This window comes from Rhizobium sp. BK591 (assembly GCF_014195045.1).
Taxonomy (GTDB): Bacteria; Pseudomonadota; Alphaproteobacteria; order Rhizobiales; family Rhizobiaceae; genus Rhizobium; species Rhizobium anhuiense.
Genome location: NZ_JACIAZ010000004.1, coordinates 751908 through 777163, shown reverse-complemented (window position 1 = coordinate 777163; position 25256 = coordinate 751908). Strand labels below are relative to the sequence as shown.

Annotated in this window: 23 protein-coding genes and 2 pseudogenes; 10 read left to right on the top strand and 15 right to left on the bottom strand. The window is 55.8% G+C overall.

Going from position 1 to position 25256, the window contains the following annotated elements:
* Nucleotides 1-740 (bottom strand): IS66 family transposase zinc-finger binding domain-containing protein (locus FHX10_RS21930; RefSeq protein WP_184390223.1); only part of this gene is annotated, 740 nt, incomplete at its 3' end.
* Between the two features lie 51 nt (nt 741-791).
* The gene (tnpB, locus tag FHX10_RS21925) at nt 792-1046 is read right to left on the bottom strand and encodes an IS66 family insertion sequence element accessory protein TnpB (protein ID WP_246781247.1); all 255 of its coding nucleotides are present in this window, start codon (nt 1044-1046) and stop codon (nt 792-794) included.
* A gap of 124 nt (nt 1047-1170) precedes the next feature.
* Here tnpB (FHX10_RS21925) and tnpA (FHX10_RS21920) point away from each other — a divergent pair, with 124 nt between their 5' ends.
* From tnpA (FHX10_RS21920) to tnpC, 3 genes are read left to right on the top strand one after another with little or no spacing between them, the layout of a single operon-like run.
* Nucleotides 1171-1578, top strand: coding sequence for an IS66-like element accessory protein TnpA (gene tnpA, locus FHX10_RS21920; RefSeq protein WP_184390216.1), 408 nt, complete (start codon nt 1171-1173; stop codon nt 1576-1578).
* Nucleotides 1575-1922 (top strand): IS66 family insertion sequence element accessory protein TnpB, encoded by a 348-nt coding sequence (gene tnpB / locus FHX10_RS21915; protein WP_184390214.1) that lies wholly within the window; start codon nt 1575-1577, stop codon nt 1920-1922. The genes tnpA (FHX10_RS21920) and tnpB (FHX10_RS21915) overlap by 4 nt, the downstream gene beginning before the upstream one ends.
* A gap of 45 nt (nt 1923-1967) precedes the next feature.
* Entirely contained in the window at nt 1968-3617 is a 1650-nt protein-coding gene (gene tnpC, locus FHX10_RS21910) for an IS66 family transposase (RefSeq protein ID WP_184390211.1), read from the top strand.
* 66 nt (nt 3618-3683) lie between these two features.
* Here tnpC and tnpA (FHX10_RS21905) read toward each other — a convergent pair whose 3' ends face one another.
* Entirely contained in the window at nt 3684-4115 is a 432-nt protein-coding gene (tnpA, locus tag FHX10_RS21905; RefSeq protein WP_104827070.1) for an IS66-like element accessory protein TnpA, read from the bottom strand.
* A 30-nt stretch (nt 4116-4145) separates the two neighbouring features.
* On the opposite strand from tnpA (FHX10_RS21905), the gene FHX10_RS21900 reads away from it, so the two are divergent.
* Nucleotides 4146-4283, top strand: coding sequence for a hypothetical protein (locus FHX10_RS21900; RefSeq protein WP_184390208.1), 138 nt, complete (start codon nt 4146-4148; stop codon nt 4281-4283).
* A gap of 28 nt (nt 4284-4311) precedes the next feature.
* Here FHX10_RS21900 and FHX10_RS21895 read toward each other — a convergent pair whose 3' ends face one another.
* The 6 genes from FHX10_RS21895 to FHX10_RS21870 all read right to left on the bottom strand — a co-directional run bounded on the left by FHX10_RS21895 (nt 4312) and on the right by FHX10_RS21870 (nt 12134).
* Complete coding sequence (locus tag FHX10_RS21895) at nt 4312-5307, bottom strand: SIS domain-containing protein (RefSeq protein WP_168332537.1); 996 nt, start codon at nt 5305-5307, stop codon at nt 4312-4314.
* 244 nt (nt 5308-5551) lie between these two features.
* Entirely contained in the window at nt 5552-6391 is an 840-nt protein-coding gene (locus FHX10_RS21890; protein ID WP_132576246.1) for a glycosyltransferase, read from the bottom strand.
* A gap of 9 nt (nt 6392-6400) precedes the next feature.
* A complete protein-coding gene (locus FHX10_RS21885) occupies nt 6401-7483 on the bottom strand; it encodes an NAD-dependent epimerase/dehydratase family protein (protein WP_207910848.1) in 1083 nt (360 codons plus the stop codon).
* A 37-nt stretch (nt 7484-7520) separates the two neighbouring features.
* Nucleotides 7521-8483 (bottom strand): glycosyltransferase, encoded by a 963-nt coding sequence (locus tag FHX10_RS21880; protein WP_049812680.1) that lies wholly within the window; start codon nt 8481-8483, stop codon nt 7521-7523.
* Between the two features lie 136 nt (nt 8484-8619).
* A complete protein-coding gene (locus tag FHX10_RS21875; RefSeq protein ID WP_132576242.1) occupies nt 8620-11058 on the bottom strand; it encodes a hypothetical protein in 2439 nt (812 codons plus the stop codon).
* A 59-nt stretch (nt 11059-11117) separates the two neighbouring features.
* Nucleotides 11118-12134, bottom strand: a complete 1017-nt coding sequence (locus FHX10_RS21870; protein WP_028828125.1) for a hypothetical protein — start codon at nt 12132-12134, stop codon at nt 11118-11120.
* Between the two features lie 356 nt (nt 12135-12490).
* Here FHX10_RS21870 and FHX10_RS21865 point away from each other — a divergent pair, with 356 nt between their 5' ends.
* The 5 genes and pseudogenes from FHX10_RS21865 to FHX10_RS21845 form a co-directional block, all read left to right on the top strand.
* A complete protein-coding gene (locus FHX10_RS21865) occupies nt 12491-13312 on the top strand; it encodes an ABC transporter permease (protein ID WP_184390206.1) in 822 nt (273 codons plus the stop codon).
* Complete coding sequence (locus tag FHX10_RS21860; RefSeq protein ID WP_132576240.1) at nt 13313-14611, top strand: ABC transporter ATP-binding protein; 1299 nt, start codon at nt 13313-13315, stop codon at nt 14609-14611. It begins immediately after the preceding gene.
* Nucleotides 14612-14655: 44 nt separating this feature from the next.
* Nucleotides 14656-16236 (top strand): TylF/MycF/NovP-related O-methyltransferase, encoded by a 1581-nt coding sequence (locus FHX10_RS35610; protein ID WP_132576238.1) that lies wholly within the window; start codon nt 14656-14658, stop codon nt 16234-16236.
* Nucleotides 16237-16608: 372 nt separating this feature from the next.
* Entirely contained in the window at nt 16609-17907 is a 1299-nt protein-coding gene (locus tag FHX10_RS21850; RefSeq protein ID WP_132576236.1) for an O-antigen ligase, read from the top strand.
* Between the two features lie 159 nt (nt 17908-18066).
* Nucleotides 18067-19080: pseudogene (locus FHX10_RS21845) on the top strand (IS3 family transposase); the annotation flags it as partial.
* Between the two features lie 23 nt (nt 19081-19103).
* Here FHX10_RS21845 and FHX10_RS21840 read toward each other — a convergent pair.
* Complete coding sequence (locus tag FHX10_RS21840; RefSeq protein WP_184390203.1) at nt 19104-21167, bottom strand: recombinase family protein; 2064 nt, start codon at nt 21165-21167, stop codon at nt 19104-19106.
* Nucleotides 21157-21354 (bottom strand): hypothetical protein, encoded by a 198-nt coding sequence (locus FHX10_RS21835; protein ID WP_065283532.1) that lies wholly within the window; start codon nt 21352-21354, stop codon nt 21157-21159. The genes FHX10_RS21840 and FHX10_RS21835 overlap by 11 nt, the downstream gene beginning before the upstream one ends.
* Before the next feature lie 342 nt (nt 21355-21696).
* Between FHX10_RS21835 and FHX10_RS21830 the strand changes: the two are divergent.
* Nucleotides 21697-21876: pseudogene (locus FHX10_RS21830) on the top strand (IS3 family transposase); the annotation flags it as partial.
* A gap of 61 nt (nt 21877-21937) precedes the next feature.
* On the opposite strand, the gene FHX10_RS21825 reads toward FHX10_RS21830, so the two are convergent.
* The 4 genes from FHX10_RS21825 to FHX10_RS21810 form a co-directional block, all read right to left on the bottom strand.
* Nucleotides 21938-22990, bottom strand: a complete 1053-nt coding sequence (locus FHX10_RS21825; protein ID WP_028758829.1) for a polysaccharide pyruvyl transferase family protein — start codon at nt 22988-22990, stop codon at nt 21938-21940.
* Between the two features lie 12 nt (nt 22991-23002).
* Entirely contained in the window at nt 23003-23554 is a 552-nt protein-coding gene (locus tag FHX10_RS21820) for a class I SAM-dependent methyltransferase (protein ID WP_028758830.1), read from the bottom strand.
* Between the two features lie 63 nt (nt 23555-23617).
* Complete coding sequence (locus FHX10_RS21815; protein WP_132575685.1) at nt 23618-24163, bottom strand: methyltransferase domain-containing protein; 546 nt, start codon at nt 24161-24163, stop codon at nt 23618-23620.
* Between the two features lie 164 nt (nt 24164-24327).
* Nucleotides 24328-25239, bottom strand: coding sequence for a glycosyltransferase family 2 protein (locus FHX10_RS21810; RefSeq protein ID WP_132575687.1), 912 nt, complete (start codon nt 25237-25239; stop codon nt 24328-24330).
* Nucleotides 25240-25256 lie beyond the last annotated feature (17 nt).

The following is a 25256-nucleotide window of genomic DNA, read 5'->3' as shown; positions in this document are numbered from 1 at the left end:
TTCAGAGCGTCATAGATGCGATGCAGATGCTTCTCGCTTGAACCGATGACCCAGTGAGCGAGAGCGCCGCGGCTGATCGGCACGCCGGCCCGCTCGAATGTCTGCGCCACGCGGTAGAGCGGTGTGCCATCGACGTATTTGTGGACGAGCGCGAAGGCTAGCGTCGAAGCGGTAGCGATGCTGCCCGGCAGGGGCTGCGTCGGCATCGGTGCGATCACGACGGGTGTGTTGATGCCGGTGCGGTCGCAATGGCGGCAGGCATATTTGAACCGGACGTTCTGCAGGACCTTTGCCTTGACTTCGATATGAAGCTGCTCGGTAACGGCCTCGCCCATGCGATGCATTTGACTATCGCAGCACGGGCAAGCCTTCTGATCGTCGGGAAGGTCATATTCGACACGCTCACGCGGCAGGTCTTCCGGCAGAGGTCTGCGGCCGCGCTTTTTTCCCACGGCGCTCGCGACCGCCGGCAGGCCCGTGTCCGGGAGATCGACAACGTCATCACCGTCGCCGCTGTCATCTTCGTCGGCAGCCTCTTCGGCTTCGTTGAAGAGGCGATCAACGTGCTTTTCGCTGCGGGGTGCAAAGCGATGCAGCTTTGCAAGCGCCAGCTCCTCCTCAAGCTTTACGACACGCTGCGAGAGCGCTTCCTTCTCGGCTTTGAGTGCAGCGATTTCGGCAGCATTGGCTGCCAATTGCGCCATCAGTTCTGCAATGCTCGGTTCGCCGGTGCGAGTCATCAGATTCTTGAATCTGAACCGCCCCTGCGCGTCAATCGCTATTCGCCATCCTCAGCCGGCGACCTGATACTGCCGCACAGGATGGCGGATCATCGCATCGATATCGATGCCGTCGAGAATCCAGTGGAGCTGTTCTGTCGTCAGCACAACGACCGGCACCTCGCGGCGGGGCCATCTGAACTTGTCCTCGGTCAACAGCTTCAGGATCAGCACAAAGCCGGACCGGTCGAAGAACAAAAGCTTCACCCGGTCACGACGGCGATTGCAAAAGGCAAAAACCGCAGGAGCAAAGGGATCCAGCGCCATCGTCTCCTGGACCAGGACAGCAAGGCTGTTGATGCCGGCCCGAAAGGTAAGCCCACGGTGAAGGCCGTCTTGCGATGACGGGCTGCTGACTGCCAGTCCTAGTGGTAACACTAGGAGTAGTCATATGACGAAGCATCCAATTGAGGTGATCACGTCCGTAGAGCGCCGTCGGCGCTGGTCACGCGAAGATAAAGAGCGCCTCGTCGCTGCCTGCTTTGAGCCAGACGCGGTGATCTCCGAGATTGCCCGCGCAGCCGGCATTCATGTCAGTCAACTCTTTCGCTGGCGAAAGGAGCTTTGCCGGATCGAGGTGCCAAAGTCGGACACGGCAACTTTGGTGCCGGTAATCGTGTCCGAGACCGCTTCGTCAGTCTCTCCCGTTCAACCGGAACCGCCCACCACATCCCATCCTCGTCGGAAGCGCAGCGATGTAACGATCGAGCTCGGCCGTGGCCGTCGGGTCCGCGTGGATAGCGACATCGACACGGAAGCGCTTGGCCGGATTCTCGATTGCGTGCTGGGGCTGCGATGATCCCGGTTCCGAGTGGCGTGAAGGTCTGGCTGGCGACAGGCCATACCGATATGCGCAAAGGCTTTCCCGGTCTGTCGTTGATGGTGCAGGAGGCGCTGAAGCGTGACCCGATGTGTGGTCACCTGTTCGTATTCCGCGGCCGAGGCGGTGGCCTGATCAAGGTGATCTGGCATGACGGCCAGGGAGCCTGCCTTTTTACGAAGAAGCTGGAGCGCGGCCGCTTCATCTGGCCATCATCGGCCGATGGCACAGTGGTGATCACGCCCGCGCAGCTCGGTTATCTGCTGGAGGGTATCGACTGGCGGATGCCGCAGAAGACCTGGCGGCCGACGTCGGCCGGATAAGCAAAAGCACTGGAATGACGGGGGCGAATATGATTCCATCCTGTCATGAGCGATGCCACCGAACAGCTTCCGGAGGACCTTGCCAGTGCGCTTGCAGCTCTGGCCCAGGAACGCGCTCGACGTGTCGAAGCAGAAGCGGCGAGCGCCAAGGCAGAAGCCGCCAGCGCAAAGGCACTCGTATCGCATTCCGAGGCGCTGATCGCACGGCTGAAGCTGGAGATCGACAAGGTTCGCCGTGAACTCTACGGCAGCCGGTCCGAGCGCAAGGTGCGGCTTCTGGAGCAGATGGAACTGCAACTCGAGGAGTTGGAAGCGGACGCCGGTGAGGATGAACTGGCGGCGGAGATCGCAGCCAAAGCTTCAGCCGTCAAAGCCTTCGAGCGCAAGCGTCCGTCACGCAAGCCCTTTCCCGAACACCTGCCACGCGAGCGCGTCGTCATCGCCGCTCCCGCTAATTGCGCCTGCTGCGGATCGGCCAAACTGTCGAAGCTCGGGGAAGATATCACCGAGACCCTGGAAGTCATCCCGCGTCAGTGGAAGGTCATCCAGACGGTGCGGGAGAGGTTTACCTGCCGCGAGTGTGAGAAGATCACGCAGCCACCCGCACCATTCCACGTAACACCCCGCGGTTTTGCCGGACCGAACCTGCTGGCGATGATCCTGTTCGAGAAGTTCGCCCAGCACCAGCCGCTCAACCGCCAGAGCGAGCGCTATGCCCGCGAATGCGTCGCCCTCAGCTTATCGACGCTGGCAGATCAGGTTGGAGCATGTGCCGCGGCATTGAAGCCCATTCACTCACTGATCGAGGCGCATGTCCTTGCTGCCGAACGTCTGCACGGCGACGACACGACCGTGCCGATCATGGCCAAAGGAAAGACCGATACAGGCCGCATCTGGACCTATGTCCGGGACGATCGACCGTTCGGAGGCCTCTCCCCGCCGGCGGCCCTTTACTATGCCTCGCGAGATCGACGGCAGGAGCATCCGGAGCGCCACCTGAAGACCTTCACCGGCATTCTGCAGGCGGACGCCTATGGCGGCTATAATCCGCTGTTCAAGGTTGATCGCGATCCAAATCCGCTAAGGCAGGCGTTCTGTTGGGCACACTCGCGGCGCAAGTTCTTCGTGCTCGCCGACATTGCCGCAAACGCCAAGCGTGGAAAGAACGCCGCGCCGATCTCGCCTATGGCGCTCGAAGCCGTCAAACGGATCGACGGCCTGTTTGATATCGAGCGGGAGATCAACGGGCTTACGGCCGATCAACGCCTGGAACGTCGCCGCAAGGAAAGCCTGCCGCTCGTCGATGATCTGCAGGCTTGGCTTCAAACCGAGCGGGCAAAGCTCTCACGCAGTTCTCCGGTCGCAGAGGCGATCGACTACATGCTCAAGCGCTGGGATGGCTTCACGTCATTCCTGGGGGATGGCAGAATTTGCCTTACGAATAATGCGGCAGAGCGAGCCCTGCGAGGCTTCGCACTCGGCAGAAAATCGTGGCTCTTCGCCGGATCAGACCGCGGTGCAGATCGTGCAGCCTTCATGGCCACATTGATCGTGAGTGCCAAGCTCAACGACATCGATCCGCAGGCCTGGCTTGCCAACGTCCTTGCCCGCATCGCGGACACACCGATTACCAGGCTGGAGCAACTGCTTCCTTGGAATTGGACACCGCCGAACATCAACGCTCAAGCAGCCTGACCTGCGGCCTTCACCGGAGGCTTACCCCGAAAGTCGATCGGCTCGCGATGCAGGTAGACCTTGAGATCAGCGCCAAGTCTGAACATGACCCAGCGCTCCGATGATTGCCGTCAATGCATCTACGTCACCGCATTCCAACGTCAGCTTCACGCCGTTCGGCAGTGACGCGCTCACCTTCGCTGGAGAGGGCAGCGGCCGGTTCCTCTCTGCTTTCCGAGGCAGCTCTTCACCAAACTCAAACTCGTCGCTGGCCGCGGTGATTTGCACCGGAATAAAAGACGATGTCGAAGACGGCGGCGACGCAAGCGGCTGGGTGTGCTTCCGTATCCATTTCCAAACGAGGTTCGCGTTGACCCCGTGTTCGCGCGCGAGTTTCGATACCGATGCGCCAGGTTCAAGGCAGGCCGCAATAAGGCGGTCTTTCGAACTTTGATCGAAACGGCGTCTCCCATTCCGACCGACCAGCCGCACGGCAAGTTTTTGACCTTCTTCCATCACTTGGTGTCCACCTTTTTTGGTGGACACCTCATGCCAGAGCTCACTCAATTGCAGAAGGTGCGGGGAAAATCGCGCTTACATTTGGACTATGGACGGAAGCGCTTCAAAAGCGCAGCCAACTGCGATGATGCTGGCAACGGCCGCGACCTGACGGTCGAGCCCATCTGATCAAACGAGCCTGATCGAACGAGCTTGATCAGGCGACGCCGATGCGCAGCAGGTCGTGGAAATGCACCAGTCCGACCGGCCGGCGGTCGTCGTCGATGACGATCAGCGCGCCGATATGATGCTGGTTGAGCAGCGCCAGCGCCGCGGTCGCCAGTATCGTCGGCTTCACCGTCTTCGGCGTCTTGGTCATGATATCGTCGACCGCGAGCTCGGCCAGATTGCGGGTCAGATTGCGCGCCATATCGCCTTCGGTGACGATGCCGCAAAGCCGGCCATCCTCATCCAGCACGCCGACGCAGCCGAAATGCTTGCGCGACAGCACCGTGATCGCCTCCGGCATCGGCGTGCCCTTGGCAACGAGCGGCAGCCGCTCGCCGGTATGCATGATATCGGCGACATGCATCAGGCTGGCGCCCAACTTGCCGCCGGGATGGAAGACATGGAAATCCGTGGCGGTAAAGCCGCGCGCTTCCAGGAGCGCCACTGCCAGCGCGTCGCCGAGCGCAAGCTGCATCAGCGTCGAGGTCGTCGGCGCCAGCCCATTGGGGCAGGCCTCCTGTTCGTTCGGCACCAGAAGGACGATATCGGCGGCGGTCGCCAGCGAGGAACGGTCGCTGCAGGTGATTGCGATCAGCGGAATGGAGAAGCGCCGGGTGAAGGAGATGATGCTCTTGAGCTCGGCGCTCTCGCCGCCTTTGGAAATCGCCAGCACGACATCGTCGCGCTCGATCATGCCGAGGTCGCCGTGATTGGCTTCGGCCGCATGCACGAAAAAGGCAGGTGTCCCGGTTGAAGCGAATGTCGCCGCGAGCTTGGCCCCGATATGGCCGCTCTTGCCGACGCCGGTGACGATGACGCGGCCGGAGATGTCGCCGATGACTTCGACGGCCCGTGTCAAAGGATCGGCCAAGCCATTGTCAAAGGCCCGTTCCAGCGCTTCAAGACCGCGTCTTTCGGTCTCTATCGTGCGTTTTGCCGATTCGAGCACGCTGTTTTCAACGAGGTTTATCGCTCTTCTGTTCATGAAGTTGCGTTAGACCTTTTCACTTTCCAAGTCCACCCCGCACTCTTTCCGTCCCCGCACTCTTTCCGTCAACATTTATCGAATGAATGGGAAGAGGCTGCCGTTTTGACCGGCTTCAGAAGCGGTTAAGAGTGACCGCTCATGCCGCCCCGCGCTCCACTTTTTGCCACGCCAGGAAGTGGGCTTCGTATGGGCGAAAGAAGCAACAAATCTTGCTAACCTGGACCCAATCACGACGAGAATTTCAGAGCAAGGACGGTAATCGCTTAAGACGGGCAAGAATGCGATGTTGAAAAGGCAACAGGCGCAAGTAAGGGGCGGGCCAGAACAAATCTCGGAAGAAATTTGATGATTTCGAACGGCCGATCCATTTCAGAAATGCAGGATGGATGTATCCTTTGTGGATAGCTTGATTGATATCCGCCAGTGTAACGGCACCTGCGTCCAGCGCAGCGTTCACTGCCGCATAAAACACTCTTCGATTGGGATTGGTCGGCTCCACCCACGGCTGACGGTTCATGTCGGTGAAGTGGATAAGGCTCGTCTCGTCTCTGTTATAATATTCGAGCGCATTCCAGCGGAATGGCAAAGTCATTGCCTTTTCATCGGCAGACATATGCGAGAATTCGTAGACCAGAGAATGATAGTCATAGACACCAGCGTCGAGCTTTTGCATCAACCCCTCGGCATCCCAGCGCGCTTTGGCGCAATCGACCAGGAAGACACTGTATTGCGGTCGACGACCGCGTTCAGGGGGCTGTTCAGCATATAAAAGCGAAACCCCGTCTGGCATCGGCCAATTCCATAATTCGGCGATGTCGGTAAAGACCAGCATATCCGCATCCAGATAGATTGCCCGGCCCTCATAACCGCAAATTTGCGGAATCATGAAACGTGTGAAACTGAAGCCAGTCTTGGACCTGAGCGCCGGGCTTTGAGGCGAAGGAGCGGCATAGTCACTGAGATAGTGAATCTTCACCGGAGCACTTGTACGCGAAGTGATGCTATGTGCGAGCACCTTAGCACCAATCATCTGGTATTCATCGGTGCCTATAAATATCTGGATTGGGTCCAAGTTCGCCATATGGTTGGCCTATCTTTGGCTGCGTTCTGATCTTATGTGGCGGGCAAGCTGCGCGATGCCCGTTTCCAGACTCACTTTCGGTTCGTACCCTAACAACGTCCGAGCCCGCGTATTATCGGCAAGCGCAAAACGGATATCCCCTGGCCGGAAATCGCCAGAAATGCGAAGGTTTTCCTTTCTGGCTCCCAGTTCTGTAAGCAAGCATTCCGCCGCATAACGAATTGTCGTGCTAATGCCGCTTCCCACATTTATCGGCTCACTGTCAGCACTGCCGGAGACGGCAGCCAGCATCAGCGCCTCGACTATGTCATCGACGTAGACGAAATCGCGGACGATCTCGCCATCCTCATAGATGTTCAGAATCTTGCCGTCCAAAATCTGCTGGCCAAAAATTGAGAGCACGCCGGTATAGGGATTCCTGCTACTTTGACCAGGCCCGTAAACATTCTGAAATCTGAGGATTACGGGCTGGATCCGCGTGTTGTCGAGACCTTGGACGCAAATGTATTCCTGCATTAGCTTTGTGGAAGCATAAATGCTTGACGGACGCAGCGTGATGCCTTCAGGAGTGGCGACAGGAGTAGCCGCTTCGCCAGCGCTGTCGTAGAGATCAAAAATCCCCTTAGACATCGTCTCGCTTGGACGCGGCTTCGGCGTGAAGATTTCGCCTAGGCTAGATTTGTAGGCGCCCTCCCCGTAGACTGCCCTCGAAGAGGCCAGAACGAGCCGTCTCGCTTTGTCGGGAAGCTTACGCAACCCTTCAATCAGATAGGCGGTTCCATTGATGTTGGTATCACAATATCGGGAAATTTCGTGATAACTCTGACCAGTTCCAGTTTCGGCCGCAAGGTGGAAAATCAGATCGGGGTCGTGTCGTTCGAGTACGCCTTCAAGGAACGCCCTGTTTGATACCGATCCTTCTTCAACAATCGCCCCGTCGATAGATTTAGCCGGTTTTTCGCCGTGGACTTGAGGATGAAAGTTGTCGAGCGCGACGACGGACTTAATGTCTGGCCGCTGCGCCAGACGCGCAATGAGCCGCCTGCCGATGAAGCCCATGCCACCGGTAACCAATACTGTGTCTTGCTTCACTACCAAGAATCTCCTTGGGCATCTAACCGGGTCGGAATCAGGCTGCCTTCTCGGCGGCCAGTTTCGCCTCATATTCCTTGATAGCCTTGGTACGGAGACGCTTAGCCTCGTATACTTCCTTATGCGCGACGTATCCCAGGCGTTTATCATTGGCCTTGTGATAGCTGTACCAGAACTTGCGGGCAAACCCCGGAATTTTGTTCAGATACTTGAGATCAGCGATCAGAGAGGGCCGGAAATAGCCCCTAGCGACCTCTTTCTTGATCTGATCCATCTTCAACTGCCCCTCGGCAACCATTCGGTTCACTTCGTTGAACCAGATATATCCGAGCGGATGGCCACTATAGGTCCACGGCTGAGTATAGACGTCGGTATAGTGCAGCAGGCAGGTGTTTGCGTCCCAATGCTCAAGCGAGTTCCATTCGAATGGAACGCCATATTTCACCTCGTTTTCATCGAGGATGCAGAACTGGCTCATCAACTGATCGTAATCATATTTGCCGTCATCCATGCCCTGGACGATCTCTTCGACCTTCCAGTCGCAAGCGGCGCAATCGATCAGCATGACTGCGCATTGTTTCTTGCGGGCGGCAGGAGCTCCCTCCTTCGCCGTCGTCACTTCAGTGTGTTTGACCTCTTGCTGGACAATGATCTTCGCGCCGTCGAAGGGAATATTCCACAATTCCTTGATATCTTTCATGACGATCATGTCTGCGTCCATGTAGATCGCCTTTCCCTTATATCCATTCAGCGCAGGAATGGTGAAGCGGGAAAAGGAGAAGCCTGTGCGCTGACCATTACGTGGATCAACCGGTGAGGGCACGGGCAAATCTAGCATTCCAAAGACCTCAACCTTTGCATTGGTGTGACGCTTGATCGAGTATTCCAGAACGTTGACTGCAAGCATCTGCGAGCTGTCCGTTCCTACAAATACGCGGATGGTGTCATCATCCAGATTGCGGGTAGCGAGGTCGTTGATCTGGGTTATAAAAGTCGGCATCGTCAATCGCCTTCCTACTGGATCGGATAAGTTGCGTGTTTCACTCATACATTCTTACCCGCCCTTGGATCAAATGGAATTAGCGGGAATAGACAGCTTTTGATCCCGCGGAGAATGATGAGCCGCGGGCGAGGTATCACTCGCTGAAGTGCTCGTTTTGTGGCGGTTTTGGCGCGCGAGGGCCTAACAGGCGATCTATCTCACGCACCATGTTGGACGCAACGCTTCCCGGCGCCAACGCGGACGATTTGAAGCGGCTGACTGCATCCGTACTGGCGCTGGCGTCAAGAGAACGGGTTACAAAACCCTCGATATCCTCATAGGAACGACCGATTTCGAGCGGTTCAAACAGAGGCAAATCCAGCGTATTGGCAAAGACCAAAACCGGCCGGCAAAGCTGTGTCGCATCCACTGCAACTGTTGAGGGAGTTGTGATCGCCGCTTGCGAGGCCGAGAGCAAATCGGCGGCAGTGACACCGGCGAACTCGGGATCATCCCGGCGCAATAGAAACGTATTGGCCCGGGTTGTTATTCGGGGATTCTTTTGTAGCCAGACGCCAGCCGGATGCGGTTTTATCACAAAAAACACATCCTTGAACGCGTCTACCAGTCGTTCAATATGCGCGCTGAAGTGTTCACGATAGCCATCGGCTTCATACCGATGCCAATGCAGATTCTCAAAAATCGCGATCACCGGTAGGCGACGAGGGTTGGTGACCTCGAGGCTCCTCTGAAGCGTAACAAGGTGCCGCGTCGTGCTTGGCGCAAATCGTCCCACGGGAATACAGCGTCGCACGAGATCGGACGATGCTTCCTTCGGCAGCCGCGCCGGATCGCCGTAGGTGAATATGGATGACGACGCAATTTTCACGTCGCTGGTATGGCGATCGTCAAAGTAGGATAAACCCGGCGCTTCCAATCCATGTTGCATGGATATTGTTGGAATACCGAGTTCATTGGCTTTCAACACAGCCGCGTGGACCAATCGATGAGGGCGCAAGGAAGTCTCCGCACCGACAACAAGGACGGACGCGGACTTCACATCGAGCGCTCGCAGATTGCCCTCCTCCGTGTCTTCCGTAAGAAGACGAAGACGCGCACCGGTGCTGACGATCTCTCGCACGATATCGGGCTGTTGAAGGTATACCGACTTCAGAAGCACCACATCCACATCATAGCGGTTGTCACTCTTGCCTTCGCCAGCGGCTGCAACCAAAGCCGTCACGACTGGCAGCAGTACGTGAATGTCCTGTAGGAGATGGAAGAATATGACAACACGCGGGGATTTGGCAGACCGGGACTTCTCCAACCGAATAAGCTCGAGCCATTTCCGACCAGTAGCCTCCGCCGAGAATTCGTTCTTAATAATCGACCTTGCCTTCTCAAGGTCCGCCTTTGTCGCCGCTTCATCGAGAAGATACCGTCGAAAGCCGCCCTCCCAATCATCGGTTACGATGCAATCCTTCAACGGCTCGAGAGATAATAGACGTGAAGCAATCACCGGAGTACCGCAGCTAAGCGCCAGAAGCGCGCGATTGGCCGATTTACACGCTGAAAATTCATCCTCGATCTGGGGCATGAGGAAGGCATCACTCGCCCTCACGGCCTCAAAACAGCTCTCTTGGCTCCAAAACTCGAACCGTGACCGGAACGGGAGTGGCTCTATCAGGGTCTTGTAAGCATCAGAGCGGCTACTCATGACGACCAGTTCGAAATCAACCGTCTGCGCTAGGCGGATTAGATCGGATGCAATGAGCGTTAAGGTTTGTATGCCCGATTGAAAGCTGTCCGACCCCGCATTCCCGAACCAGATGAGTTTCTTGCCAGCGTCGCGACCCGAGACCCGTGACTGATCCGCCGGCATCTTATTACGACCTGCATTCGTTGGGCGAGGGCGAGTTGCCCAATAACCACGAAGTCGATGATGCAGCCTCGCAGGCAACTTACGAGGCGCGCGAGACAGTTCTGCCACCAACATTCGAAAGGACAGAAAGGACTCTTGCGCCTGCTGTCGCATCCGTCTTATCTTGGATTTCAAGCCGACCAAGCGGGTGCGCGGACGAACGAGTCGACGAAGCTCAGCAAGACTATAGGCATCAATCTTTTTGACGCTGAAAACACGCGTGCTCTCAATGAGAGCGCTAGACTCCGCTTGATCAGGAATAACAACGATCGGAATCGAATCTGAAAGCGAAACGGATAATACCTTTCTCAGTTGCTCGGTTGGCACCACGATCGCGTCGATATACGGCGCTTGAGAGAGGATAATAACCCTTCGCAGTTCCCCAGAACTATTACCGTACCTGGGATGCGTGACATAATCGCATAGGTCAAGAAAGACTTTTCGTCCATATCGCTCGCTGAGTTCCCGCATGATCGGGGTCAGAACATGGCTTATCGTCTTGACGAATATAACGACATCATAGTCTTTCAGATGTTCGATCTTGGCATCTTGGATCGAGAAATAAGCGTTTTGGAATCCATTGTCCGCAAGGGCAAAGCTGGGATAGAGCGCGCGATACCTAAAACTGGCGACGTTCGGGCTGATGTCTGCCGATACCCAAGCAATTTTCATGTGGCTTCCAGGAAAAGATCCATACTGCGCAAGAGCGTCACCGAGGACCGCTCTTGCATTCAAACATGCAATCGCAGGACCTTTACAACTTGCTCCTCCAATCTCGCAAGAGAATAAAACTCTGCGATCTTATCCTGCACGTTCTGCAATAAAGATGCCGCTTCGCTGTGGGGCATCGAAAGCAATTCTGTGATGCGCTCCGACCATGTTGAGATCTCATTTTGGGGCAAGCCCGTGATATCGCAAATACGCGCATAGACCGGGCCTGTCGACAGCACAGGTAGCACGCCAGAGCTTGCGTACTCTATGAATTTCGTATTTGCCTTACAGTCATTGAATGGATTGCGCACTAGCGGCGCCAAGCCGACTTTCCAATCAAGCTCACGCATTCTCCCGAGGAAACCATTATAGTCCGCTGTCGGCGGAACGGCGCGCACCCTGCTGCCGTATTTACGAATCATTTCAGGCGGCATCTTGATCGATCCGAAGGTTTCGAAGCGTGCTTCCGGGAGACGATCGAGCACCTGTTCGATCGACGGCAGGACTTGCGCCAGATCCTCCGTGTGACCGGCGGTCCCCATGTAGCCGAACAGGAGCTTGTCTGACAGTTCTCGCTTTATGTCATTTGAGGCGGGGCAATATATCTCGCCAGCGATAGTTTCGGGTTTGAACTCATAGCGCTCAAAACGCCTCTTCAGCTCTTCGGTGGACAGGTAAATAAGGCTAGCACCTTCGCAGAGCGCTCGCATGCTCTGGAGTCGGACAGGATCATGGTACCGATCATATTTTGCCTTACCCAGCGAGATCGGAACCTCAAACAAGTCGTCGTCGAAGTGGCTCACGAGCGGAATGCCCGAATCGTGACAGTAAGCAACGACTTCCTTCGAGCCGACACCTCCATAGCGGCTCGCCACCAATACCGTAGGCTGCAAAGACGACAAAAGCGCACGCATATCTTGAGGGGTCGAAATGACCGACTCTTCAAACAATGCGAGCGCAACCTCCCCAGTCCGCCGGCGTGACATCAGCGGCAAGTCAAAGCTTATTCGCTGAGTTGCGCCGGCGCCATCTGCCATTATCACCACCCTATGACGAGCGTCAGAAAAATGACGATCGAATATGAGCGGAGAAAACTTCGAGGTTGATCGGCCCTGAGGCGTGGGGCGGAATATACGGGCGATACGGCGCAGCATTTAACGGCATTTCATCGGTAGCAATACTCGTACAGGTCTTGAGTTGCTGCTGTAGATATAGCAGGAGAAACGCGATCGCAAACACAATCCCCATCCGAAGTGTCGGTTCGGAAGCTGGGGCAAGACGCCGCAAAACGGCGTGCAGGAGAAGTTTTCGCTGGCGCACCGGCCAAAAGCTGAATATCGGTGCCCCGCTGACCATGCAGTTTACCACCAAGATAGGATGTTTGTTTCTCAGCATGCAGACTAAAAGCGTTGATTTCGATGGCACGCCTTCGCCGGTCAAACAGGTCCGGCATAGTATCGCGCTTGCCTATCAGTTGTTCCGACCGCAGCTTAAGGCCAAATTCAGCCGATCATTCCTTGGCTATTTCTGGATCATTTTCCCTATCGTTGTGCTGACTGTGGCAGCGCACGGAGCACATCAATCTGGAATCATGTTCGCGCCAGACATCGATCTCCCTTTTTTCATATTTTATATGATCGGAGTGGTCGCGTGGTTGAATTTTGGGGAGGCTCTTATGCTGGGGGTGCGATCAGTTGAAGCCTCCCGGTCGTTCATCGCGCGTGTCCGCTTTCCAATGCTCAGCATCGTGCTCAGCCAGTTGTTTGCAATCCTGGTCGATGGCCTGATCCGTATTCTGTTTGTCGCTCTGATGTCGCTTGCCTTTGGAATTGGCCCGTTGAGAGTCATGTCTAGCTGCGGGATTATTCTGTTCGGTACCGTCTTTGGGGTAATGCTCGGCGCCTTTATCGCTCCCTTTGCACTATTGGTGGAGGACGTGAAGCGCATTTTCCAGTTATTTTTGTCATTCGGTCTCTTAGTTAGCCCGGTGTTTTTTCAGCCGCGGCCAGGCACAACACTGGAAACTGTTCTATATTTTCATCCAATTGCCCCGATCGCTTTGCCGGCTCGCAAGGCGATGGCGGGTACGCCAATTGACATTCCACTTTCGGCTGTGTTCGCTCTCACAGTATTGGGTCTACTGGTTGTCGGGTTGCGCTTCTTCATCAAGGCTAAGCCGCTCATCGTTGAGCGCATGCTATTGGGAGGGCGATGAGTGTCAGAAAATACTGTCGTTCGCGTCAACGGGTTGAACAAAAAATTTAATCGCGATCTGAAAGGTTCTTTTACCTCCGGCATTCGTACGTTGATTGGCGGTGCCTTTAAAGAGAACCCCAGCAGGCTGAAGGCTGGCGAGTTTTGGGCGCTTCGAAATATAAATCTGGAGCTTAACAAGGGTGAGTCACTTGGCCTTGTAGGCGTCAACGGCAGCGGCAAGACCACTCTGCTTCGCCTTATAGCTGGGGTCATAAACCCGACATCTGGAACGATCGAGACCCGTGGCAAGATCGCCCCGATGCTGGCTCTCGGCGCAGGCTTTGAACCCAGTCTCAGCGGCTCTCAGAACGTCTACCTCAATATGTCGCTGCTTGGCATGACGACTGAGGAGATACGAGCGTGCTACGACGAGGTCGTCGATTTTGCAGAGATCGGCGAAAGCATCGACGCGCCGCTCGGCACGTATTCGACAGGCATGAGGATGAGGCTTGGATTTGCGTGCGCCGTCCACACCGACCCGCAACTTCTCATCGTCGATGAGGTACTGGCCGTCGGAGATGCGAGCTTCCGCGTAAAATGCCGTAACAAGATCAACGACATTCGCAAGGGAGGGGCATCCCTCATTCTCGTCTCCCATTCGCGGCTTTCGATAGAATATCTGACGGACCGAGCAATCTATTTGCGGAAGGGCCAGGTGTTGGCGGAGGGAGATTCAAAATCCGTTCTCGATGCCTATGAAACCGATCAAACCAGAGCAACAAGAGAAAAGTTAAACAGCCGGAACAACGTGGCAACCTCTGCAACCTCCAGCGCGGCAACCAAGAAAGTGAGCATTGAGCAAGTCCGATTCCTTGACAAGGCCGGCCATGAGATTGAGCAAATTTTCCCTGGCGAGGATTTGACCGTCGAAATCACCGTGACGGCTGATGAAGACCTTGATGAATGCGCGTTCAACGTCATGTTCAAACCCGTCGTCGAACCAGTGGTCTACCATCCCGCCTCCACGCGAGACGAATTGGGCTGGGTACAAATTACCAAAGGCAGGCACACAGTTCGCATGAAATTTGATCCGGTCATCTACTTGCCTGGCCTTTATTCGATCAGAGTCAACGTCTCGCAGGGCCCATTGATGGACATCCTGTGTCACATGGAAGAGAAGAGTGTGCGCGTATTGCGACCCGAGGGAAAGATCATTCGTTCTCAATACATACCGCCGCTTCACATCGACCTCGCGGGCTTGACTATTACCGAACCGGATCCCGAGGAGATGGATTTTGAAGGAGCTGAAGATCTTTGACGAGGCGTCCACACGTACTGAATGACAGGTCACTGCAACTTGTTGTGTTCCATGTCGATAAAGGCGCCGCTGTTATCGATCGAACCAAATATGGAGACTTCCGCGCGCGAGATTATCACAAAATGATTGCGCGGATGTGGGCGTCATTCCGACGCCACCATCCGGGCACGACCCTCACCATTCTTACGGATACAGACAGCCGATTCAAATTGCCGGGTGCTACGATTTGGCGTCGCGAAATGGATGTCGATCGAATAATGTATGAGCGTATGGTCTGGCAACGCGATGCACTTACGCGCCTTGACAGCAAACACCCGGTATTCCTGCTCGATTCCGACATGCTCTGCCTCAGAAGCTTCGGCCACCTGTTTGAACAGAAGACCGGTAACTTTGATCTCGCGTTGACCTTTCGACGGTCCCACAACTCACCGATCAACGGCGGCTTGCTAATCGTAAATAGCGGTGGCGAAGCACGTAAGCGCGTACTGAGTATGATGTCTCAGATGATTGATAACTACACGTCTATGAGCGAGGAGGAAAAGACATGGTTCGGGGACCAGCTCGCGCTCCGTGATCTTGTGGGTCTGCATCACAGCAAAATGCGCAACCGTCAAGTGGTTGAAACCCGGGCAGGACACGTCCTTCTGCTGGACTGCGAACAGTATAATTTCACCCCGAAATTGAGCGATCATGACATCCTCAAGCCGGCACCGAAATGTCGGCTGTATCACTTCAAAGGTAATCTCAAGCATTACATGGAGCCGTATTTCACGGTCGCAAGTGCCATTCCCTTTAGGCCCTCCTCATTCCTTGCCTATCCGTTTCTGCCGTGGGCGTTCTTTAAGATTTGGCGGCTGGAGCGGATCCGGCATGCTGAGTCTCAACGTGGCGAACAGCAGCCGGAGAACACACGCTCGATAGCGACGGAGAGAAACGCTCCTAAAGAAGGCGAGCAAATACGCATCGAAATCAAGAAACTTTCGGACGAGCTGCGAGCTCGCAACTTGACATATTGCGGCTACGACAAACTGGCTATCCTTCACGATTGTATTGTCGACGTGGAACGAAACAAACTTGAAGGGCGGTTCATTGAGGCGGGGGTCGCCCTTGGCGGCTCGGCCATCTTCATGTGCCACTATAAATCGCGCGATAGGCCACTAGACCTGTATGACGTCTACGACCAAATCCCTGCTCCGGGTCCGGAAGACGGGGTCGATGCACATGATCGTTATGCTCAAATCGAGTCCGGGCAGTCCCAAGGCCTTGGTCAGGATGAATATTACGGTTACCTGGGCGATACAAAGCAGCTCGTCGCCGACAACCTCAAGGCTTTCGGCTTCCTTGCATCCGAGCATAACATAAATTTCATCAAGGGATTGTTCCAGGATACGATGACCCTGACGGAGCCAGTTGCGGTCGCTCATGTCGACGGAGATTGGTACGATTCGGTCAAGACTTGCATCGATCGCATCGCGCCACATATCGTAAAGGGCGGTTACATTATATTTGACGACTATTCGTCTTATTCCGGATGTCGAAAGGCTGTGGATCAGTGGCTCGCGCAATCACCTGAGTTTGAGCCGGTCATGATTAAGCGCTCCATTGCCGTTCAGCGAAAACGCTAGCGAACCCCTGCCAATCCTCCGAGGTCGCCGATGTTGTCATCTGCTCGACTCCTCTCACCGCACACTCGGCCACTATTTGGCTGCAATTAGAGGCTCGACGACCTGCCTCGGCTATCCCATCTACACCGCGGATCCGCAGGTTCCCGAAGGCACCGATCGTACTACTCGACGATCAAACTTTCAAATCAAGCTCGCCTCAGACGAGTTTTCTGCCAAAGTTGGCCTAATTGTCGCATCCACTTGCCGCCCATCATTGAATAAAAGCATGGTCATCCAGACAACCTGTTGCCGGAATGCCACTTTGAATAAAGCCATAGATTGCGCCCACGCCTACAACTTGACAGGGGTAATCACGATCCTTAGCGAGGCAGCATGGGCACCGTCAGGACCGGAAAATTGAATTACTTCAGACAACTCAAGGTAGCGGTTCTTGGTCCGGAGAATGGGACGGGAGATTCGCGCGACCGAAATAACCGCATTGCGGTCTTTGCCTTTGCAATCCTTCCAGGACTTTCGCCGAACTTCAACTCCTTCATCCTCCTCGCGTCCATGGTGTGGGGCGCCTACTGTCTGGCGACAGGCCGACTTGCGTTGAACCTGTCGAGATCCGACCGGCTGGTTGCCATCGGCATGTCGATCTACCCGTTGGTGATGATCGCGAGCATATTCATCAATCCACCTTACTCCGAGGAACTGGACTGGATATTCCGGCTCCTGCCTTTCTTTTCGGTCTGGCTGATCTTGCCGCGGATGCGCCTCTCTCCCGATGGCCGTCTCGTGCCACTCTTTATCCTCGGCGCCGGTATCGGCATGATCCTCACCTTTCTTTTCAGTCTGCTGCAGATCATGTTTCTGATGTCCAGGGCAGAGGCGGGAACTTCGAACGCTGCACTCCTCGGAGTCATAGGCGTGCTTTTCGGCGGCATTGCGCTTCTCAACGTTCAATCTCCCAGAAGCGTAGAGCAAAGAATTGCGATATTGGGATATGCTGCGGGTCTCGGCTGCGTGCTGCTTTCGGGAACGCGCTCAGCCTGGCTGGTCATTCCCGTCCATATCGTCATCTTTCTCTGGTATTTTCGCAAACACAGCTTCCATCTGAGTTTGCGCAGCCTGGCCATTACCGGCTCCCTGCTGTTGGCGGGAATTGTCGCCTTGGGAAGCGGCCAAATCCTCGATCGCATCCAGGCGCTCCAGGGAGATCTGACAACACTCGAACGCAGCGACGGCGAGATCACATCGCTCAGCGCGCGGCTCGCTTTGTACAAAGGCGCCCTATCAGCAATCCGCGAGGACCCGTTGACGGGCTATGGTCCGCAAAACCGGATGGCCTCGGTTCTGGCGGAACTTCCCGATAACATAAGGCCGCAGCTGCCCTTCTCGCATGTCCACAACGGCTTTCTGACCGCGGGAATCGACGCCGGCGTTATCGGCATTGCAGCGCTTTGCCTGATGCTCATGACGCCCGTGATAGGCGCGTGGAGAAAGGAAGCGGGGCCGGGCCGGGACATCTCCATCGCGCTCGCTCTTCTGCTCGTCAGCAGCTACGTCATCACGGGCAGCTTTGGCATCATGTTCAATCAGAAGGCTCTGGATCCGATCTTCGCCTACCTCGTCGCACTTATTTGCGTGGATCGCGGCAACACGCGCTTTGCGCCCGTCGTTCGGGGCTAGATCTCTCAGGAGTGGTTGAGCTTTCCACGAACCTCAGAACTGCCCTAAAGTTTTGCTGTTACGCAAGTCAGGGAAAACTCCTGCTCTTACCGGAGTTGACCTGCCACTGAGAATTTCCTCCAGAATGGATTAGAGTCCGGCCTATTAAGGGACGGACGAATGAAGAAGCAGAGATTTACGGAAGAGCAGATTATCGGTGTGCTGAAGGAGCAGGAGGCTGGCGCGAAGGCGGCCGACCTCTGCCGCAAGCACGGGATTTCAGAAGCGACGTTTTATAACTGGAAAGCCAAATATGGCGGCATGGAAGTCTCCGAGGCGAAGCGGCTGAAGGCGCTTGAGGACGAGAATACCAGGCTGAAGAAGCTGCTGGCCGAACAGATGCTTGATGCAGCCGCGCTCCGCGAGCTTCTTGCAAAAAAATGGTAGGGCCTGCCGCCAAGCGTGAAGCCGTCACGCATCTGAAGGCCGTCATGGGTCTTTCGGAACGGCGGGCCTGCCAGATCGTATCCGCCGACCGCAAGACGATCCGTTATCGGTCCAATCGACCGCCGGAGGTCGATCTGCGAGCGAAGCTGCGTGACCTCGCTAACGAGCGACGGCGTTTCGGCTACCGGCGGCTATTCATCCTGCTTCGGCGAGACGGAGAGCCGTCCGGGGTCAATCGCATATACCGTCTTTATCGCGAGGAAGGGCTTTCCGTTCGCAAGCGAAAGCCCCGTCGGCGTGCTGTCGGCACGCGTGCGCCGATCCTGGTCGAAGCGAAGGCCAATGCCCGCTGGTCGCTGGATTTCGTGCATGACCAGTTTGCGCGGTAGACGCTTCCGGGTGCTAAACGTTGTCGATGATGTGACGCGCGAATGCCTGGCGGCAATCCCGGACACGTCTATCTCCGGTCGCCGTGTTGCTCGGGAACTGACGACGCTGATCGAACGACGCGGCAAGCCTGACATGATTGTCTCCGACAACGGCACCGAATTCACCTCGAATGCCATTCTTGCCTGGTCGAAGGATCACAAGGTCGAGTGGCACTACATCGCGCCGGGAAAGCCAATGCAGAACGGCTATGTCGAGAGTTTCAACGGTCGCATGCGCGACGAGTTGCTCAACGAGAGCCTCTTCTTCGGCCTCGATCATGCCCGCAGCGCCATCGCTGAATGGGCTGAGGATTACAATCCTGTTTCATAACACCCATCTTTCTATGTCATTGAAGGGAATAGGCTTTCCTGATCTGGAGGCGATCCCGCGGGGTGGCGAGGGTTCTTCCGGGCACGATCGAGGATCTGACGTGCTTGTGGGGTCGCGAGTTTGGAACGGCTGAAGATCCATGGGCCATCGGGTAGCGGATGAACCCCCTCAATATCGCCAGCCTCGGCCGCCAGACGCAGCGTCTTTGGCGTTATCCCGAGTAACTTCGCCGCACCGCCCAGATTAAGCCATGGCTCGACCCCGTCGATCTGCGGACGGAAGACCGGAATCTTGCGATATGACCTCAGCGCGGTGACCCGCTCCCGTGTCCAGCGATTGCCATTGCCGGTCGTCAATCCGTTGCGATTGAGGACACCGGCAATCACGTCGTCATTGGCGATCAAGATGAGCTGTCTCACAGCGTCGACAATGTCGTCAGGGGTCGCGTTTCTTTGGCCACGGCGTCGCTTCGGCAGGCGCAGCTCGGTGTGGACGCCTCCAACCCAATGAATGACGAGGACGATCTCAGAGGTTCCATCATCGAGATCGGCGACCACTTCATTGATGAGCGTGCGCACGATGCGCTTCTTCAGTCTTGCATCGGTTGTCGGCGCCGTCCAGACGGTGCGAAGGTTTCCCGCAAGTGCGGTTACCTGTGATGCGGACATAGGGAACGGCTGCGGCGTAACTGTCCGATGTTTGGCAATCTTGGCCTCGATCTCGCCGACGCCAGTCAGCGCCTTGTTCCAGCGCGCCTCCAGCTCCGACGTTACAAGTCTGTTTTCCGGATCGGCCGCGTCATATTGCCGGAATGCCCGGTCGGCTACATAGCGTGCTGCCTCGAGGTCGCGCAGCAGGGCATCCTGAACCTGATCGCGTTGGCTGGCCATATTGCGTTCCGCCTCAACGGCGGCCGCGATGGCTCCCGGTTCGACCACGCCGAGCAGCGCCTCCTCGATCGCATCATCGACCCGCAGACCGCCGAAGGCGATGCAACGTGGTTCGCCACTATCGAGTAGACCACGCCAACAGGAATAGCGCGGGATGTTATGGTTGGCTCCTGTGTAACGAACCGTCAGCTTCCGGCCGCACCTTTTGCAGCGGAACAGGCCGGCAAGCAGAGCGTCGCCATGCTTCGGCGCTCCATGATGGCGACTGGCCGGTACATTGTCGCTGACCATCTTGCGGATCTCCTCCGCCCGCTCCCAACTGATGTAACCTTCGTGCGCGTCCGGGATCAGGGCAAGCCATTCATCACGCGCCTTGCGGCGAATTCCAGATCGGCCATCGTATCCCGGTACGGAACGACTCGTACCATAAGCATAAGCGCCGCCGTAGATCGGGTTCGCAATCATCCGGTGGATGGTGGCATAATTTGGCCTGCGCCAGATGACGTCACCGTTGGCGCACCTGACGGGCAGGTCCAACCCCTGCTCAAGGAACCATAGCAAGGCCTGCCGGGCACTCCCGAGTTCGGTGACCTTGTTGAAGACGAGTGCGATGGCTTCCTGGATGCGTCGGTCTGGATCCTTCTCGATCCTATCACCGGCCTTTACGAAGCCGGCCGGAACAGTGACGACGAGTTCACCGCGGCGAGCCTTCTCATAGCGGGCGGAAAGGGAACGCTGACGCAAGAGATCGAGTTCATACTCGTTGAGGCTGCCCTTCAAACCCAGGAGCAGGCGGTCGTTGCCCTGGCGGGGCGCATAAATTGCTTCCTGGTCGACCAGGACGGTATCGACAACGCGGCACATCTCGATGAGTTGCTGCCAATCGCGGCTGTTCCGGGCGAACCGCGATACCTCACGCGCGGCCACGGCGCCAACCTTGCCAAGGCAGACTTCCGCCACCATCCGATCAAATCCAGCGCGGGTCACGCCGCCGGCGGCCGAACGACCAAGGTCGTCATCCACCGTCTCTATCTGTGACCATCCAAGCGCTGCCAGACGGTCGCGCATGGCGTACTGGAGGGCGCTGCTCTCTCGATTGTGCAGAACCTGGTGAGCCGAGGACTGCCGAACATAGAGGATGGCCTTCCGCTCCAGATGATGCGGCCCGATCTTCTCATGCATCATGACCGGCCTCCTTCTGTTGGGAGGCATGTCCGCACTTTGCGTGATCGACGAACAGCCGCACGATGAGCACCGTCAACGCTTGGCGAGTCTCCTCCGGCAACTCCGACCATTGCGGCGTCCCTGCCGTCTTCCCCCGCTGCGGGGCCGAGAACAGATCGAACTGGCATGTCATGGGCTGGCGAGGCATGAACATCTCTCCGACTCGTTTCGTGAGAGACCAATGCTGCGCCCATTACCGAAGATTGCGATGACGCATCAGCGTCCTTCAGCAATCTTGCCAAAGTATGCAGGCTTGCGAGATCGACGTGCGGGACCGCCAAGCTGCGCCAACAACCACTCACTGATCGGTCGAACATCCACGACGGGACCTCAAGAAGTCGACCAGAAGAAGAACCAGAAAGGCTGCAGCGGAAAATATGCGTCCCTTTGGACACCGCATCATGCACGTGAACGAGCCGTCCGGACCAGGGATGCCACGGATACATAAGCTCGCGAACCTCGGTCCCGTGGGTGTTCTGTCGTCGTGTTGTATAACCATTTCCGGCCGCACTCATCGCTCGGATATCAGACCCCGGCAGACTATGCCGGGACCATCGCCGCAACCGGCTCCAACGCTACGCAAGATGAAAGCTTCGCGTTTCCGCCGGTTGCTCACACCGCGCCATTTGGCGTATTCAAAGCCGCCGAGGCTCTAACCGCCGCTGGATGAAAGTTCAGTGGCAGGTCAGAGTTTCCCCAGCTGACGTCACAACGATGACTGGTCCATCGGGTTATGGGCGGCCAGGAATCGCATTTATAAAACGTTGCATCACCAGATAGCACGCCTGAGCCGAGGTTCTGATAGTCTCCATATCCGCATCGAGGTGACGGCGGAGTTGCCCGGGTTCGATGAGTTCGAAACCGAGAGCACTCGCAATTCCGGGGGACCGCTCATCGACCTTGACGAGGAAGCTCCATTTATTCTGGCTTAACATATGAAGATGCGCATGGAGTCGACTGCCGACATGCAAGTCCACTTGCGAGTAAAACGCCAGGAGCCTGTCAACATTATCAGCAAGGAGGATCTCGTACCCAAGCTGTCGAGCGAATTGCCGCAGATGGCGTGGCGTCTTCGCTTTTTGGCTGCCCAAAGGCATCCTCAACCGATCGACCAACGGCTCTAAGACAGACGGAGGATCAAAATTCTGGTGGAACACCAAAACTCGCCTCTTGTCTGGAAATAGCTCGGCCACCTCTTGTAAAATCGGAATTTCTCTGTCCCAGAAATCACCGCGATCCGTAATCGTTACCGCAATGGTGGCCAGGTTGCGCTCGAACTTAGAGCCGTCCAATAAAGGACGGTCCATGACAACGGGGCAGCACGTCATCAGTGTCTGCTCACGCAGTGCCGGCAGCGCCGTATCCAGGAGCCCCTTCGTAAGGGGACAGCGCCAACTTGAGTACTCAATTCGTTCGTGGATGATCGACAAGATCTCACTGGCGTTATCTGTGAACCCTTCGTTGAAGCCCGCTTCCCCGTGCAAACCGACACCGAACGGTATGAACACCAAGCTCGACTTGCGCAGCGTGCTTGCCTTCATTTTGGCGATAGGCGCGAAGTCATCTTTGAGCTGGTTGGCTCCGGCGAGGATTACATAGCGATGCGACTGCAACCGCGCAAAATCCTCATCGTCGAGGGGCACTCTGGGAGAAAACATCGCCGACTGAGAGAACCTGCCAACCTGCCTCTCAATCGCACGCAAGATGAAGCCGTCACCATAGTTGACCTTCTTTTGATGACGAATGGAAGACGGAACCAGAAATGGAGTAAGAACTGCCGACATCAAGAATTGCGCCTACTTCCGGCCAGCATAAACCGCATAGGGATTAGGGTGAGTGCGGACGATCACTTTTTCAACCACCTCACTATAGTGTTCAAAGAACACTTCTTCGAGGCACTGCGGCGAAAACCTATAGAAGTCAGCATTGTATCGAATGCCGTGTCTAGCGAAAGTGCGTGTGGTATTGTCGCTATCATCGGGAAGGGTCATATAAATCGGCACACCGATGATGGCGAGCCCGCCGGGCTTCAGCACCCGCAAAAACTCACCGGTGCTTTTCCAAAAGTATTTGTCATGCTCAAGCGAAGATGAAGACAGAATACAATCGAATGTGTTCTCACGGTAATCCAATTCGTTCGAATTACCCAACACCATCTCACACTGTTCCAGCTCTGGCGACGTTTTCTCAAAGCCCAGATTCAGCGCAATTTTTCGAGCCCCATTAAATGCGTCCATCGACAATAGGGTATATGCACTTGCGCCGGCTTCCATAACCGCTGCAACTTTGCGATCCGCTAAATGCTTCTTGACGATATTTTCGAAGACCGCAAAAACCTGTGGACTCATAAATCACCCTTTCCTTATTTTTATCGCTGTACGTCTACCCGTATGCCAGAGTATCCATAACAGCTATCCCGCACGGCTTCGGGCAATTGCAAGAAACGTACGCTTCTCTATTGGCTCCAGATAACTATCCAGCATCTCCCACCCACACTCGGCCAGCAGGGACAGAAGTTGATCTTTGGAAAGATGGTTTCTCCAGCCAAGTCGGGTTAGCGCTTCCCTGTCATACACGCCGGCATCTGATATGACATGCGAAATGATAAGCCGATCTGCCGATCCAGCCATCTTAACCAAGAAGCTCTTGAGATCATCGATATATTCGCTGACACCGAGGACTGTTATAAAGTCATAATGCCTGGGTAGATCGTCCTTGTTGAGATCCAGCGCAATAACACGCCGACTCTGAGGAAGAATGTCGTAACCCTGATAGGAAACTCGGGACAAACGAGAAGCGAGGAGTCGCTCGAGTTTCTCATCCCCGCAGCCAAGATCGGCGACATCTACGCGTTTCGCTTCCCGAGTTTGGATATCTCTCTGAATAAAGGAAACGCAGATCTCAGCCCGATTGAGCCACGACGTAGCCTTTTGATCCGACAGGTTATAACGATTCATGATTGCTCTCTTGACGGCTCCACTCAGAGGTTACAACTCCTCGATATCATCCGTGACTTATACCCCGAAGGCGAGATTGCGTTTACCCGCCTTCCACGACAAAGGCTAGCATTTTTCCCAAGCGGAGGCGCTTCCTTCCACACCGCCGATAGCAAGCGCAACGCCTAAAGCCTGTTCAGAAGAGCGAGGATGGGAAGAAATTTGGTTTGGAGCGCGCTTTGGCGCTTTATCTCGGTTCGCTTAAGCATGGATAACCTCTCAAAGGGCCAGCCACCGTGGCGTGCCCGCTGAAATGAATGGAACGCGGCACGATTTTCGGGAGTAAGGCGATCCTCGAAGCTCGTAATTGCGAGTTCGTGGACATTGTTCCACGCACGCCATTGCCCCTGGAGAGCCATCCACAACCTTACAATTTGTCCCGAGATGCTATTGTTGGCGCCGATCAAGTTGGCGGCGTGCTGACGGTATTTCAACACTGGTTCCGAATCGTATCTGACTACCCCGCCGCAGCCTGCCACGACAATATAGAACCACCAGTCGTGGGAAATGAGACGTGTTTTCGGCAACGTGTTGACCACAAGATCCCTTGCCGCCTGATTGAACATCATGGTGTTGCCTCCACCGATGCTCTGGACTAGGGCGTTGCGAAAACTTGGTTCGAGTTTGAACTCGGGCGACATTCCTGCATGATTGAGTTGTTCATCGACAATTTCGGTCCGAGCGAAATAAACTGCCGGTGTGCCAGGGTCGATCCGCCCCAGCCAGTCGAACGCACGTTCCAGTTTGTCCGGGTACCAAATGTCATCTTGGTCGCTGAACGCATAAACGTCGGCTTTCCTGAGCTTCGAAAGATTGTCCAGGAAATTTCCGCAAAAACCGAGATTAACGGGATTTCGTATCAAGCTGAAGCGAGCATCCTTTGCGACCAGAGCTTCGAGCATTTCGACAGTACCATCGCTTGAGCCGTCGTCGAAAAACGTGACATGCCAGTCGGTGAGCGTCTGCGCCTCAATGGATGCAACCTGCTCTGCAAGATGGCGCATTCCATTAAAGGTTGCGCAAAGAATCTCTATCAACTGAATATCTCCGCTCA